The following is a 12,842-nucleotide window of genomic DNA, read 5'->3' as shown; positions in this document are numbered from 1 at the left end:
ATATAATGCAGCCACTCAATAAACCATATTATTCATTCAAGGAAAATAGATGAAACTATTTGCAAACTGCAAAAACTTCACAAAATCCCACCGCGCTTTGTTTATCTTTCTCCAAAAGGATTAAACAGCTTTACACCTGTGTGGGCAAAATCGGCGGTGTTGCGTGTCACTAAAACTAAATTGTGTTGAATGGCGCTGGCGGCAATCCACGCATCATTTTCGGGAGCGTGATCGGGAATGTGCAATTTGGCGCAAATTTGTGCGGTTTTTTCGTCAATTTTTAGAATTTTGCCGTGAAAAGTCGGCAGTACGACATTATCAAACCAACTGCGTAAAACCGCACCTTGAATAAAATCTTTCCGCTCTTTTGCCAAAATTCCACGCTCAATTTCCATTAGCACCATCGCATTGATAAAAATATCCTTTTCCGCAATGGTTGAAAACCATTCTACAAAGCGTGGATTGGCTTTACCTGTTTTGATTTTGCGGACTTCGCTAATCACATTGGTATCCAGTAAATACATTTATTCCCCTTAGTCATCTAAATCAACAGGTCGGCGTTGTGCTCGGCTACGTGGTTGTAACTCAAGCTCAACATCATCATTATCAATCGGCAACAATGCCTCCAATGCCGAACGAAACGGCTTGGCTTGTTGCACCTTTTCATATTCCGTATAGCTCATCAGCACAAAGGCTGGCGTGCCACGATTAGTGATAATCACAGGTTCTTCTAAGGCATATTTTTGTGCTTGGCTGGAACGTTGGTTAAATTCACGGCTGGTCATAATCGGCATATTGCACCTCCTAATGTAGATAAGTAGATACAAGTTTAGTGCGTTTTGTTATAAAGTAAAGCAAAACGCCAAAAAATAAAATTACAAGCGGTGATTTTTTCGAGCGAGATCGCAAAAATAAAATTTTTTTGGCTAACGTAGTCGCGTTTGCTAACGCACCATTTACAACTCGCAATAAAAAAGGTGCGTTCGCACGCACCTTAAAAATTCTATTTAAAACTTCTCAAATTATCACAAGCCTTTTGAACGCCACCATTACAAGCTTTTTCAACCCATTTCTTAGCTGTCTTTATATTCTTTTTAACACCGAGCCCATTATCATACATCACCCCTAAATTAAATTGAGCCTTGGAATATCCCTGTTCTGCAGCTTTTTGCCACCATTTAGTCGCTTGGCGATAATCTTGCGCTACGCCTTGCCCCCTAGCATACATCCCCCCTAAATTAAATTGAGCCTCGGAATATCCCTGCTCTGCGGCCTTTTGATACCATTTTGCCGCTTGGCGATAATCTTGCGCCACTCCTCGCCCCTTCTCATACATCAGCCCTAAATCATATTGAGCAGTGGCATATCCCCGTTCGGCATAATCTTTAACAATTCGGGCCGCCTCTTGATAGTTACCTTGCTCATACAATTTAACTGCATCATCAAAAGTGCTCGCCAATGCCGTTGATGATAATCCTAGCATTGCCGTTGTAATTAACATTGTAGCTTTTAATGTTTTTTTAAGTGTCAATTTCATTGTTTGTACCTTTTTTACTATTTTAATGATATAAAACGGTTATTTTCTTGCCTAACCTGATAGAAAATCATTGTGTTGTGCTAATGCTTAGCCATTCAACTCATCAATAATCTCAACAAGATCTTGTAACGTAGCTCGATCAGCCTCTAAATCAGAGAATTTATCTTGCGCTTTCTCAAACGCTAATTTCCATTCGTCTAACCGTTCCATATCGTCTGCATTCGGTTCTTGCCCTTCGCACTCTAATTCATCAATTTTATCTTCACATTCATCAAGATAACCTTGTAGCTCGTTAAAAATCATCTCGAACTGTTCTAATTCATATGAGCTTAATATAATTGCCTCATCTTCTTTATTTCGAATAAATTCCTCAAATTTTTTATTTACATCCGAAATCTGTCCTTCTAAATGATAAATTGGCATAGTGGTTACTCCTCTAAATTGATATAGCTATTTCCTGTTTCCCGAAGAGACAAGAAGGAAAGTAATAACACTTTTTTAAGTTTCATACGAACTCCTGTTTAGTTGAAAAAACAGGCTTAATTGTACAAAAAAAAAACAAATGCAATCAAGATTTAATCGATTGCATTTTGTTTGATTGCTAAAAAAATGAGCGGCCGTTTTCGCAAAATCTTTTACAAAATGACCATTAAACCCAAAAAGTTTCAATTATGCTTGAAACTTTTATGAAAAATATCAAAACTTCCAATTATAAAATACCCCCTACCAATTCGCTCCCCTAAACCTCTCCACCAGAAAATCCACCAATGTGCGGATAGTTAAAGGCAGTTTGTGGCGAGAGGAATATAGGGCGTAAATTTGATAGGTTGGGAGTTGCCAGTCGGTTAAGATTGGCACTAATTGTTGGCCGGCTAGATGCTCGTTTAAGAGATATTTCGGCAGCATTGCAATTGCAAAAGCTCTTGCAAAAACGACCGCACTTAAAGTGACGCACTAAGGCGTATCAAAACCTTCTCCGACCGTTAGTCCTTTGCCAATACGGTAAAATTGACCGCCAGCAATATAATGCAAAGTTCGCCATTCATCGCCCATTTCGTCAAACTTCCAACGACCATTATCAAAAATGCGGCTGTCTGCCCATACTGATAGCACTTCGCCGATAAATAAGTCGTGATTTTGCTGGTTATCAAGATTTGGGATAAGTTTACAGATTATCCAGCCCGCACAGCCTGCCACAAGTGGCACATCGTAATTATCTTGATAAAATAGCGGTATGCCATCTAATTTGTTGGGTTCATCTTTTTTGCTTACACCGCCCAATTTCATCACCAAATCCACCTGTTTTACGATGGGGATTTGCACCGCAAATAGACCGCTTTGCTCAACAAGCGTGCGAGTATAAGCCGACTTGTCTAGCACCACCGTTAATTTGGCTTTGGGCAAATAATCCAAAGCACACACCCAAGCTGCACTCATCACATTTTCTATGCCATTGTGCTTGGCACTGATGAGCGTAGTCGCACCGTGATTGATGAGACGATAAAATTTATCTAGAGGAACGGGTTTTATCATTATTAAATACCTATGTTAAATTGATCAATGCTTGATAATATCCCAAACCAGCCCGACTGCCAATCACACAAAAATTACCGCAAACAAACGGTTTAAACACAGCAATCTACGGCAATATTTTGGGCAGTAGATTTACCCACAAATTTACTTTTTAAAATCACAAATCCATAGGCTTGCCCTACCCCCGGCGGTAGCCACGAGCTGCCTTTGATGCACATTTCCCATAGCATATCAGGAATACCGTAGTGATCCGCTTGTGTTGGGTTGAGTTCGCTGACAATCTCATCTACTCTGCCTTCGGCTAATAATGTGCCGATGGTTGGATTAAGCATAACCGTTTTACCAAGGGCGATAAACTCTGCCCAGCCTGTGTTATAAGCATTTAAAATCTGCTCGGCAGTGAGTAAATTGCCTACGCCAATCAACGGTAATTTTCCGCCAATACGTTCGTGAACTAATTGCATACGAGTAATATTCGTGTCTGCGCCACGGCGTGCTTGTTTGTAGAAATCCCATAATGAGATATGCAAATATTGCAATGGTTTTTCCACTAGGGCATCAATTAACGCAAAAGTATCCGCCATTGTTAAGCCATTTTCACCAGGTTCTTCCGGCGAGAAACGGTAACCGATAATAAAATCCGGGCGGTTATGTCGTTGGCGTACCGCCGTGACTTTGTCGATCACCGCCATTGGGAACGCCATACGTTTTTCTTGGCTGCCACCCCACGCATCAGTACGGCGGTTAGTTTGTGCGGAATAGAATTGTTGGAGCAAATAACCGTTCGCACCGTGAATTTCCACGCCGTCAAAACCGGCACGAAGTGCCAAATCTGCGGCATTGCCAAAGGCATCAATCAACGCAAAAATCTCATCTTCCGTTAAAGATCTTGCCCCCACCTCGGCATTTTCGCTTGGTGCGACCATATCTTTACCGTTTAGCAACGCTGGAATAGATTTTTCGCCACCGTGATGAATTTGTAAAATCGCTTTTGCGCCTTGTGCTTTAAGCAAATTTGCCGTGCGTGTAAGGCTGTCTAACTGGCTTTCGTGGATCGCCTCAGGTTGCCCGACAAAGGCTTTCCCGCCGTCTGCCACCAGCGTTGCGGCCGTAATAAACAAACCGATATTTTCCGCTCTATTGCTTAAAAAGCGTTGTTCTTGCTCGCTCAACGTCCCGTCTGGATTTGAAGCAAAATGGGTCATCGGTGCCACCGCAAGACGGTTCGGGATTTCCACACCGTTATTTAAGGTGTAAGGTTGAAAAAGTGCGGTCAATTTTTCTTTCATATTTTTTTCCTTTTCTAAAATTTAGAACTGAGTTTGACGATGTGTCTTAATAAACACATAACCGAAAAAGAGGGCAAATAAAAAATCGCCTGTGCCATAAATCGCGAAGAAAATAGCTAAAAATAGGTTTTCACCCCAGAGATTTGCCAACGTATCGCCATTATTCATCAGCCAATATGCCCACGCCGCTACATACACCCATTTTTCGATAAAAAACACCAAAATCAGTTTGGGTACTTGATGGTAACGAGTAGAAACAGATAAATACGCCAGCCCCCATAAAATAATCCCCACTTGCCCTAACCAAGAGAATACCACGGGGTCAATAGCGGCAATGGTTTGATCCGTAAAGCATTTTGTCGGTACTAAAATACCCGTTAAGTTATAAAGTCCGGCGAGTAAGAAACCGAATGTGATTTTTTTAGATACTAAATTTTGCATTGCGTTACTCTCATTATGAAATAATGAGTTAGACCGCTGACAAACCCTATACGAGCCGTATAGGGTTACTTAATCTGAGCCGCTCTGCGGCTCTTCCTTTCAGCCCCAGCGGGGCTGGGTTTAACGAACCTAGCACGGCTCGTGCTAGGTGATTTCCCAAAGATGAGCTTTGTCAGCAATCTGTCTCATTACGAAATAATGCGTCATTGTAGCCCGATTATTATCTTGATAAAATCACTAATAAAGACATTCTCTATCTCAAAAAATGGAATAATATGAATAAACTGGATGCGTTACGTTACTTTTGTGTGGCAAGTGAAACGCTAAATTTTCGTGAAACAGCAGTGCGTTTGTCCGTCTCGCCACAAGTGATTAGCCGAACCATAGCAGAATTGGAAAATACCTTGGGCGAGCCACTATTCAAACGCAATACCCGTAACGTTCAGCTTACCGAGTTCGGTCAGCAATTTTTAGTAGAGGCACGACAATTTTTAAATGAAGAAGCGCGTTTATTCAGCTTTGCCAAAACCAACCAACAAGCTATTCAAGGCACGGTGCGGATTACCCTGCCACCACTGCCACATCACACACAGATTTTAGCGGACTTATTGCAAGCCATTGCGCCCTATCCGAACTTAACCATTGATTGGCGAGTGGATTTAACCGCATTAAAAACGGTGGATAATCAAATTGATATGGGTATTCGCATTTGTCAAAAGCCCGAACCGGACTGGATTACGCATCATTTAGCCACCGTAGAAGAAAAAATTGTTGTCTCGCCAACCTTGATCGAAAAATTGGGAATGCCGGCAGATCTCACCGATTTGGCTAAACGTTATCCTCTGGCGGCGATGTTTAATGCATTGCAAGGGCGTATTTGGCAATGGCAAATCAATGCCGAGCAGACCATCACACCCCTTAACCCCAAATTTATCAGTAACGATATGGCAAGCGAACTGCAAGCCACCCTATCAGGGCAAGTTTGTTCACAATTATTAGATATGTTTTGCCAACCTTATTTAGACAGCGGAGAACTCGTAGAACTTTTCCCCGACATTCCTAAACAACCGTGGCAAATCTACCTTTACCGCCCATATCAAACCGTTACCCCTTTACGAATTGTGAAAGTGTTTGAACTGTTAAGAGAAATTTTGAGTAAGCGGTTGGATTTTCAGCGAGGTTAGGAATAAAAATACAAGCGGTGGAATTTTCTAAAATTTTTGCAGATCGCAAAATTTCGTAAAAAATCCCACCGCGCTTTATCAAAGAACCCAACAATTAAACACCGTCTGAACCCAAATTCAAACGGCTTTTTCATCAAAATTTCGTCAAAACATACTCTGCCAATTCCTGCAACACTTCATCAGCAGGGCGATTGGTCGGTTTTAAGTTTAATGCCAAATGCGACAGCCCTTTTTCCTGTTCTTGTGCCCAAAATTCCGCCAAGCCTTTTGCACCGCCACGCAAATAAATATTATTGAACAATCGTGCAGGTTCATTTGGATTGTCCGTTACTTCTACAAACTGAGCATAGCCAAACGCAGTCGGCGTGTCTTTTTGGCATAAATCGGCAAGGGTTTTGATAATGTTTGCTGTATCATAGGGGTTCACGCCGTGCCAAATCCACGCATCAGGCACATTGGCAAGCCATTCCAGCTCCTGCCTTGCTCGCCCAATCGCTACAATCGGCAAAGGATAATCAGGTTTGGGCAATAAATCCAAATCACCCGATAAATTTCCATAATGCTTGCCGTTAAATTGGGGGAAATGTTGTTCGGTCAAGGTTTTAATCAGCTCAATGCTTTCACGAAACGCTTCGGCACGCCTTGCAAAATCTGCCCCAAGATGGTGGTTTGGAGCAATCAGATTGTTTGTATGTTTGGATTACAGGACAAGAAAACTCATTTGTATTGCCTACCGAAGCAAAAGGCGGTTCAGAATTTTTTGTTGAGCTTAATCGGCGTGGCTTATTTCCTGATGAGTTGATGAAACAAGCATCTTTTTCAACCGATGGCGGATTGTATTGTTATCCAAGTTTGGAGCAAAAGTAGGGTTTCAGGCAACCTGCACATATTTTGCAAAACTCCCAAACAAAAACACCGCTTTATCAAAAGCGGTGTTTTTGAGGTCGTTTTGTCATTGGAAGAAGCCTGCGGGGCTGTGGTCTACAACTTGCTTTTGCGCAGCCGCAGTGCGTTGCCGACCACGGATGCCGAGCTTAGGCTCATCGCCAGTGCGGCAATCATCGGCGAGAGCAGCCAGCCGGTAAAGGGGTACAGCACGCCGGCGGCAACGGGAACCCCCAGGCCGTTGTATAAGAAGGCAAATAACAGGTTTTCCTTCATATTGCGCACGGTGGACTCAGACAATTTGCGTGCGGTGGCAATACCCCGCAAATCGCCTTTGACCAGCGTGATTTGCGCACTGCTCATTGCCACATCGGTGCCGGTACCCATTGCGATGCCGACATCGGCTTTGGCCAGTGCGGGGGCATCGTTGATGCCGTCGCCTGCCATTGCGACCACCCGCCCTTCGTTCTGAAGCCGCTCGATCAGTGCCAGTTTGTCGGCGGGCTTGACTTCGCCGTGCACTTCGTCGATGCCCAGTTTTGCGCCCACGGCGTTTGCCGTGGTCAATCCGTCGCCGGTTGCCATAATGATGCGCAGGCCGGCTGCTTTGAGCGAGGCCAATGCTTCGGGGGTGCTGTCTTTTACAGGATCGGAGACGGCAAGCAGTCCCGCAAGATGTCCGTCCGCAGCCAGATATATCACGCTGGCACCTTCACTGCGCAGGGATTCGGCCTGCTCGATCAGTGGTTCGACGCTAAGCCCGTTCTGCTGCATAAACGCCGTGTTGCCCAGTGCCAGCGCACGCCCTTCAACCACGCCGCTCACGCCGATGCCGCTGCCTGAATCAAACTGTTCGGGTTTGCTCAGCTTCAGCTGTTGTGCCCGTGCGGCCTGCACAATGGCGTCGGCCAGCGGGTGTTCGCTGCCCTGATCCAAGCTGGCGGCCAAACGCAGCACTTCTTCGGCGGAAAAGCCTGCTGCCGCAACGGCACGGTCAAAGGCGGGTCGGCCTTCGGTGAGTGTGCCGGTTTTATCAATCACCAAAGTGTCTACTCGCCGCAAGTTTTCGATAGCGGCGGCATCACGGAACAATATACCCCTGCCTGCCCCGCGTCCTGTGGCGACCATCACCGACATCGGCGTGGCCAGTCCCAGTGCACAGGGGCAGGCGATAATCAAGACCGCAACGGCGTTGATCAACCCGAACACCCAAGACGGTTGCGGGCCGAACACGCCCCAGACAAAGAAAGTGGCAACGGCGACGGCGACAACCGCCAGTACGAAATAGCCTGCCACCCCGTCAGCCATACGCTGCATCGGTGCTTTGGAGCGCTGCGCCTGGGCCACCATCTGGACAATCTGCGAAAGCACGGTTTCCGAACCGATGCGCTCGGAGCGGATGACGAGCGCACCGCCGGTGTTGAGCGTGGCGCCGATGACTTTGTCGCCGGTGGCTTTGCGCACCGGCAGCGGCTCGCCGGTCAGCATCGATTCATCTACCGAGCTTGCGCCTTCAACCACCACGCCATCGACAGGCACTTTTTCGCCGGGGCGCACACGCAGAAGGTCGCCGATGTGGATGTGGCTGAGCGGCACATCTTCTTCAGCACCGCCCGGGCCGATACGCCGTGCGGTTTTGGGCGCCAGTCCGAGCAGGGTCTTGATTGCCGCCGAAGTCTGCGACCGGGCTTTGAGTTCGAGCATCTGGCCGAGCAAGGTCAGCGAGATGATGACGGCCGCCGCCTCAAAATACACGCCGACCCGCCCCATCGATACAAACGATGCCGGAAAGATGCCGGGTGCAGCGGTGGCAACAACGCTGTAAACGAAGGCTGCACCCGTTCCCAGTGCAATCAGCGTCCACATATTGGGACTACGGTTTGCCAGCGACTGCCAACCCCGTGAGAAAAACGGCAGCCCCGCCCACAGCACGATCGGCAGCGACAGCACCAGCTCTACCCAGGTCTGGGTCTTCATGTCGAACCAGCCGAGGCGGTGGCCGAACATGGCCAGGATGGTGACCACCACGGTCAGCGGCAGCGTCCACCAGAAGCGCCGCTGAAAATCCTTCAACTCGCTGTTGTCCTCTTCATCCAGCGGAATGATCGGCTCCAGCGTCATTCCGCATTTGGGACAGTTGCCGGGATGATCCTGCTGCACTTCGGGGTGCATGGGGCAGGTGTAGATGGTGCCGGCCGGCTCGGGCGCGGTGTCCTCGGGTGCAGTAGATACAAGGTATTGCAGTGGGTTCGCTGCGAACTTGCCTTGGCACTTGGCGCTACAGAAATAGTAGGGCCGCCCTTCGTGCGTCAATTTGTGTTCAGACTGCTCCGTAACGGTCATGCCGCACACCGGATCCTTTAGATCCTTTGGCGAGGCTGGCTCGGCAGGGGGGTGACTGCCGTGATGGTGGTGTGAATGTATGTCCATTGCTTACTCCTTGTTGTTGTTGGTGCGCCGTGGCGGCTGCGCATGGTTGCCGTGCCCACCATGGCCGCCGTGGCCGTGCATCAGGTGCATTAGCGGACAGGCGAGCAGCAGCAGGTAGGGCCAATAACCCAGAACATGGCCCCAGTGCTCTCGCAGCAGATAAAAACCAGCGATCACGGCAGCCGTTGCCAGCGCCAGCACTGCCGCCGTCAGGGGCAGCGTGTACCAAAAGCGTCGGGAAAAATTACGCAGCTCCGGATTGTCGTCGTCCAATTCAGGCATCAGCGGCTCCAATGCCATACCGCAAAGAGGGCAGTTGCCGGGGCGGTCTTGCCGGATTTCCGGATGCATCGGGCAGGTGTAGCCCAAAGCAGCCGCTGCATCGGATGGTGTCTGCACAGGGCGGTGCTGTCCGTGTCCGTGTCGGCACTCGTGGTGTTTGGGCGGTTTGTGTGTTTCTTGCTTCATCACAATTTCTCCTGTTGGGTTCATAGGGTCATCACCGGTCGTTTACCGAAAAAGTAGGTACGGATTGGGCCGGTCAGAATGACGGTTTTTTCAGGCTGCCTGCAAATACCGATGCCGTCTGAAAAAGCAGAAGGTTCAGAACATCGCTTGCCGATGTGTCCGACAAGTCGGCATCATCATTTCCTTGGGGCTTGTTTTAAAGGCTGCCTGAAAACTCCAAATGCCGTCTGAAAAAGCCTTAAACCTGTTTTCAGACGACCTCAAAAACACCGCTTTATCAAAAACGGTGTTTTTGCCTTATTGCCCCTACTGTTTTAGCCAGTCTTGCATCAGCTTGATTTCAGGTTCTTGGGCTTTGATGATGTCTTGAGCGAGCTTTTTCATTGTCTCGTCTTTGCCGTATTGCAGCTCGATTTTCGCCATCTTGACCGCCCCTTGATGATGCGGAATCATTGCTTTGGCAAAGGCAATATCAGGGTTTGGCTCATTGATTGCCGCCATCATCGCCTCGTGCTGCGCCTTGCCTGCGGCATAGGCCTTGGCGTGCGGGGCTTGCGGGTTTTGGGTTGCGGTGTCTTTACCCGCCAGCCAAGCGTTCATCAGTTCGATTTCACTTTGTTGCCCATCAATAATCGCTTGGGCAAGTTTTCTCATTGTTTCGTCTTTGCCAAATTCAAGCTGCACTTTTGCCATCTCAACTGCTCCGATATGGTGCGGAATCATACCTTTGGCAAAAGCGGTATCAGCATCGGCAAGATTACCCGCTTTGCTCATCTCATCGCCCATCTTGTTCATCATTGCAAGATAGGCTTGGGTATGGGGCGGAGCATTTTGAGTGTCCATCGCCATAGCAGAGTGGTTCATATTGGCGTGGTTCATCTCTGCGTGCCCGTTTTGGTTATTTGAGCAGTCGTGGGTGGTTTGGGTGTAGTTATTGTCGCACGCCATCGAGTGCGTCGGCACTTCGTTTTTGCCGTCGGCAAAAGCGGTTGAAGTCGCCAAAACAACAGCGGCAGCGACAAGATGTACGGCACGGTTTTTGATGAATGTCATTGGATTCTCCTTGTCAAAATGGGCATTGATAACATTGGGCAAATGACAGATTCGCTCAATGTCCATTTCACTATTTGGTTTTACGATTCACACGCACAGCCGTTGCAAGTGCAGTCATCACAAATGCAGGGCTTGCCGTTTTGGCATTGGCAGTCCGGATGGCAGTTTTGCCCCGTGCAAGACTGGCAGCCGCAATGGGCGTGTCGGTTTTGAACAAAATCAGCGTTCATAACAGTTTCTCCGAATGTTAAGTTAAAGTGGATTATCAAAACAAAGTGCTTTTAAGCGATTAAAAGCATTGCTTTTTTGTTTTGATGAGCGCATCATAAAGCCTAACCTTATGTTAGGGTCAAGGATTATTTTTACGGATTGACAATTTTTTACAAACGCCAAAACAAGGAGCAACAATGAACATCGGTCAAGCGTCCAAAGCCACAGGGCTATCCATCAAGCAAATCCGTGATTATGAAAAGTTGGGTTTGTTATCAAACACTTCACGCACATCATCAGGCTATCGCATTTATGATAATGAGACACTAATCCGCCTAAAATTCATCGCCAAAGCAAGGGGCGTGGGCTTTTCGCTTGCCCAAATTGGCGAGCTTTTGGCACTGCAAGACAATCCATACCGCAAAAGCTGTGAAGTCAAAGCGTTGGCAAATACGCACATTGAATTTTTATCAAATAAAATCAAGGAATTAGAAGAAATGAAAACTGCTCTTGGGGCGTGGTGTGATGCCTGTCGTGGCGATGATATGCCAGAATGTCCGATTTTACAGGGGCTTGGGGGATAGGTTTTTTTCAGGCAGCCTGAAAGTTATTTTGCAAAATTTAAAAATAAAAACACCGCTTGAACATCAATCCAAACGGTGTTTTAAATTAGCTGACTTTTAATTCCGCCCAAGCCCTTTTGATGATTTCTTGGCTGGCTTGTAATGCTAAAAATGCCAAAATAAACGCCACAATTAAATCAGGATATTTTGATTGAAAAAAATAAACTGCTATACCAGCCAAAATTACCGCCACATTACCAATCGCATCATTGCGAGAACATAGCCATACACTTCGGACATTACTGTCGCCATCACGGAATTTTAATAATATCAACACCGCTGACACATTCACCAATAACGCCAAAAATCCTACAATACTCATTTCGCTATAACTGGGAATTTCCCCATAAAACGCACGATAAATGGTTGTAATTAAAATAAATAAGCCAAAAACGCCCATCGTTATCCCCTTAACCATAGATGCTTTGGCTCGGTAACTTAATGCCATTGGCAAAACAATCAAACTTATCAAATAATTAGCACTATCACCCAAGAAATCCAAACTGTCTGACAATAGTGAAGTTGAACCTGATTTAACCCCCATTACAATTTCCACAAAGAACATTGATAAATTTAATATCAAGACAATCCACAAGGCTTTTTTGTACTTGGGTGATTGATGAATGGGCTGATTTGAACTGCAAAAACTTTGGCACGCCATAATAAACTCCTAAAGATGATTGAAATTTGCTATAATATAAACTCCGTAGTCATTACAGGGTCAAGTACAATGTCAAAAATTTTTCAAATTAAACAAGCCAGTGAACAAACAGGCGTGCATTTAGAAACCATTCGTTATTATGAAAAACAAGGTTTAATCAAGCCAACTTTTCAAGCTAATGGCTACCGAGTTTTTGATGAAAATCAGCTAGAACAATTACGCTTTATTAAAACTTGTCGCAATATCGGTTTTTCTTTAAAAGACATTCAGGTCTTATTGACATTCCAAACAACTCCCAATCATCAATGTGATGATATTGATGAATTAACCCAAAAACATTTATCGCATATCAACGAACAAATTAAGCAATTACAAGAAGTTAAATCATTTTTGGAACAAATTATTGGTTGTCAAAATAAAAAAATTGAAAATTGTCAAATCATTAAAAGTATTAAAGATAGAGGATAATGTTTCAGCCAGCCTGAATATATTTTGTCAATAAAAAACACCGCTTTTATTTCTAAAAAC

At 45.9% G+C, this 12,842-nt stretch carries 18 protein-coding genes; 4 read left to right on the top strand and 14 right to left on the bottom strand.

Annotation, left to right across the window (positions count from 1 at the left end):
• Nucleotides 1–101 precede the first annotated feature (101 nt).
• The 8 genes from AM305_RS05730 to AM305_RS05695 form a co-directional block, all read right to left on the bottom strand.
• Nucleotides 102–524: a type II toxin-antitoxin system VapC family toxin gene (locus tag AM305_RS05730; protein WP_005823973.1), complete on the bottom strand. Its 423-nt coding sequence runs from the start codon at nt 522–524 to the stop codon at nt 102–104.
• A gap of 9 nt (nt 525–533) precedes the next feature.
• Nucleotides 534–794, bottom strand: coding sequence for a type II toxin-antitoxin system prevent-host-death family antitoxin (locus AM305_RS05725; protein ID WP_005823971.1), 261 nt, complete (start codon nt 792–794; stop codon nt 534–536).
• 209 nt (nt 795–1,003) lie between these two features.
• The gene (locus AM305_RS05715; protein ID WP_005823967.1) at nt 1,004–1,537 is read right to left on the bottom strand and encodes a tetratricopeptide repeat protein; all 534 of its coding nucleotides are present in this window, start codon (nt 1,535–1,537) and stop codon (nt 1,004–1,006) included.
• Nucleotides 1,538–1,624: 87 nt separating this feature from the next.
• On the bottom strand, nt 1,625–1,960 hold the full coding sequence (locus AM305_RS05710; RefSeq protein WP_005823965.1) for a hypothetical protein: 336 nt from the start codon (nt 1,958–1,960) through the stop codon (nt 1,625–1,627).
• Nucleotides 1,961–2,260: 300 nt separating this feature from the next.
• The gene (locus AM305_RS12005) at nt 2,261–2,443 is read right to left on the bottom strand and encodes a LysR substrate-binding domain-containing protein (RefSeq protein ID WP_005823963.1); all 183 of its coding nucleotides are present in this window, start codon (nt 2,441–2,443) and stop codon (nt 2,261–2,263) included.
• A gap of 48 nt (nt 2,444–2,491) precedes the next feature.
• Nucleotides 2,492–3,070: a flavin reductase family protein gene (locus AM305_RS05705; protein ID WP_005823962.1), complete on the bottom strand. Its 579-nt coding sequence runs from the start codon at nt 3,068–3,070 to the stop codon at nt 2,492–2,494.
• Between the two features lie 92 nt (nt 3,071–3,162).
• Nucleotides 3,163–4,359 (bottom strand): NADH-dependent flavin oxidoreductase, encoded by a 1,197-nt coding sequence (locus AM305_RS05700; RefSeq protein ID WP_005823960.1) that lies wholly within the window; start codon nt 4,357–4,359, stop codon nt 3,163–3,165.
• Between the two features lie 21 nt (nt 4,360–4,380).
• Nucleotides 4,381–4,800, bottom strand: a complete 420-nt coding sequence (locus AM305_RS05695) for a hypothetical protein (protein WP_005823958.1) — start codon at nt 4,798–4,800, stop codon at nt 4,381–4,383.
• A gap of 275 nt (nt 4,801–5,075) precedes the next feature.
• Here AM305_RS05695 and AM305_RS05690 point away from each other — a divergent pair, with 275 nt between their 5' ends.
• Nucleotides 5,076–5,984, top strand: coding sequence for a LysR family transcriptional regulator (locus AM305_RS05690; RefSeq protein ID WP_005823957.1), 909 nt, complete (start codon nt 5,076–5,078; stop codon nt 5,982–5,984).
• A gap of 133 nt (nt 5,985–6,117) precedes the next feature.
• Here AM305_RS05690 and AM305_RS05685 read toward each other — a convergent pair whose 3' ends face one another.
• Nucleotides 6,118–6,591 (bottom strand): LLM class oxidoreductase, encoded by a 474-nt coding sequence (locus AM305_RS05685; RefSeq protein WP_237698377.1) that lies wholly within the window; start codon nt 6,589–6,591, stop codon nt 6,118–6,120.
• 35 nt (nt 6,592–6,626) lie between these two features.
• Between AM305_RS05685 and AM305_RS05680 the strand changes: the two genes are divergently transcribed.
• On the top strand, nt 6,627–6,851 hold the full coding sequence (locus AM305_RS05680) for a hypothetical protein (protein ID WP_005823954.1): 225 nt from the start codon (nt 6,627–6,629) through the stop codon (nt 6,849–6,851).
• Between the two features lie 114 nt (nt 6,852–6,965).
• Here AM305_RS05680 and AM305_RS05675 read toward each other — a convergent pair whose 3' ends face one another.
• The 4 genes from AM305_RS05675 to AM305_RS12555 all read right to left on the bottom strand — a co-directional run bounded on the left by AM305_RS05675 (nt 6,966) and on the right by AM305_RS12555 (nt 11,037).
• Entirely contained in the window at nt 6,966–9,299 is a 2,334-nt protein-coding gene (locus AM305_RS05675) for a heavy metal translocating P-type ATPase (RefSeq protein WP_081453539.1), read from the bottom strand.
• A 3-nt stretch (nt 9,300–9,302) separates the two neighbouring features.
• The gene (locus tag AM305_RS13025) at nt 9,303–9,767 is read right to left on the bottom strand and encodes a DUF2933 domain-containing protein (RefSeq protein ID WP_427834823.1); all 465 of its coding nucleotides are present in this window, start codon (nt 9,765–9,767) and stop codon (nt 9,303–9,305) included.
• Nucleotides 9,768–10,073: 306 nt separating this feature from the next.
• Nucleotides 10,074–10,730 carry a CopM family metallochaperone gene (gene copM / locus AM305_RS05665; protein WP_272941018.1) on the bottom strand — a complete coding sequence of 219 codons (657 nt, stop codon included), beginning with the start codon at nt 10,728–10,730 and terminating at the stop codon, nt 10,074–10,076.
• 160 nt (nt 10,731–10,890) lie between these two features.
• Nucleotides 10,891–11,037, bottom strand: a complete 147-nt coding sequence (locus AM305_RS12555) for a hypothetical protein (RefSeq protein WP_005823944.1) — start codon at nt 11,035–11,037, stop codon at nt 10,891–10,893.
• A 190-nt stretch (nt 11,038–11,227) separates the two neighbouring features.
• Between AM305_RS12555 and AM305_RS05660 the strand changes: the two genes are divergently transcribed.
• A complete protein-coding gene (locus tag AM305_RS05660) occupies nt 11,228–11,614 on the top strand; it encodes a Cu(I)-responsive transcriptional regulator (RefSeq protein ID WP_005823942.1) in 387 nt (128 codons plus the stop codon).
• Nucleotides 11,615–11,699: 85 nt separating this feature from the next.
• On the opposite strand, the gene AM305_RS05655 is transcribed toward AM305_RS05660, so the two are convergent.
• Nucleotides 11,700–12,314, bottom strand: a complete 615-nt coding sequence (locus AM305_RS05655) for a cation diffusion facilitator family transporter (RefSeq protein ID WP_005823940.1) — start codon at nt 12,312–12,314, stop codon at nt 11,700–11,702.
• Nucleotides 12,315–12,383: 69 nt separating this feature from the next.
• Between AM305_RS05655 and AM305_RS05650 the strand changes: the two genes are divergently transcribed.
• Nucleotides 12,384–12,782: a MerR family transcriptional regulator gene (locus AM305_RS05650; RefSeq protein ID WP_005823938.1), complete on the top strand. Its 399-nt coding sequence runs from the start codon at nt 12,384–12,386 to the stop codon at nt 12,780–12,782.
• Nucleotides 12,783–12,842: the final 60 nt, after the last annotated feature.

It is taken from the genome of Actinobacillus minor NM305, assembly GCF_000175195.1.
Classification (GTDB): Bacteria; Pseudomonadota; Gammaproteobacteria; order Enterobacterales; family Pasteurellaceae; genus Haemophilus_A; species Haemophilus_A minor.
The sequence above is the reverse complement of the archived record's forward strand: the minus strand, read 5'-3'. Positions and strand labels throughout refer to the sequence as shown.

What these genes read in the sequence shown, in the direction of transcription:
- AM305_RS05730 (WP_005823973.1), bottom strand. Translation starts at nt 524, where the DNA reads ATGTATTTACTGGATACCAATGTGATTAGCGAAGTCCGCAAAATCAAA.
- AM305_RS05725 (WP_005823971.1), bottom strand. Translation starts at nt 794, where the DNA reads ATGCCGATTATGACCAGCCGTGAATTTAACCAACGTTCCAGCCAAGCA.
- AM305_RS05715 (WP_005823967.1), bottom strand. Translation starts at nt 1,537, where the DNA reads ATGAAATTGACACTTAAAAAAACATTAAAAGCTACAATGTTAATTACA.
- AM305_RS05710 (WP_005823965.1), bottom strand. Translation starts at nt 1,960, where the DNA reads ATGCCAATTTATCATTTAGAAGGACAGATTTCGGATGTAAATAAAAAA.
- AM305_RS12005 (WP_005823963.1), bottom strand. Translation starts at nt 2,443, where the DNA reads ATGCTGCCGAAATATCTCTTAAACGAGCATCTAGCCGGCCAACAATTA.
- AM305_RS05705 (WP_005823962.1), bottom strand. Translation starts at nt 3,070, where the DNA reads ATGATAAAACCCGTTCCTCTAGATAAATTTTATCGTCTCATCAATCAC.
- AM305_RS05700 (WP_005823960.1), bottom strand. Translation starts at nt 4,359, where the DNA reads ATGAAAGAAAAATTGACCGCACTTTTTCAACCTTACACCTTAAATAAC.
- AM305_RS05695 (WP_005823958.1), bottom strand. Translation starts at nt 4,800, where the DNA reads ATGCAAAATTTAGTATCTAAAAAAATCACATTCGGTTTCTTACTCGCC.
- AM305_RS05690 (WP_005823957.1), top strand. Translation starts at nt 5,076, where the DNA reads ATGAATAAACTGGATGCGTTACGTTACTTTTGTGTGGCAAGTGAAACG.
- AM305_RS05675 (WP_081453539.1), bottom strand. Translation starts at nt 9,299, where the DNA reads ATGGACATACATTCACACCACCATCACGGCAGTCACCCCCCTGCCGAG.
- AM305_RS13025 (WP_427834823.1), bottom strand. Translation starts at nt 9,767, where the DNA reads ATGAAGCAAGAAACACACAAACCGCCCAAACACCACGAGTGCCGACAC.
- AM305_RS05660 (WP_005823942.1), top strand. Translation starts at nt 11,228, where the DNA reads ATGAACATCGGTCAAGCGTCCAAAGCCACAGGGCTATCCATCAAGCAA.
- AM305_RS05655 (WP_005823940.1), bottom strand. Translation starts at nt 12,314, where the DNA reads ATGGCGTGCCAAAGTTTTTGCAGTTCAAATCAGCCCATTCATCAATCA.
- AM305_RS05650 (WP_005823938.1), top strand. Translation starts at nt 12,384, where the DNA reads ATGTCAAAAATTTTTCAAATTAAACAAGCCAGTGAACAAACAGGCGTG.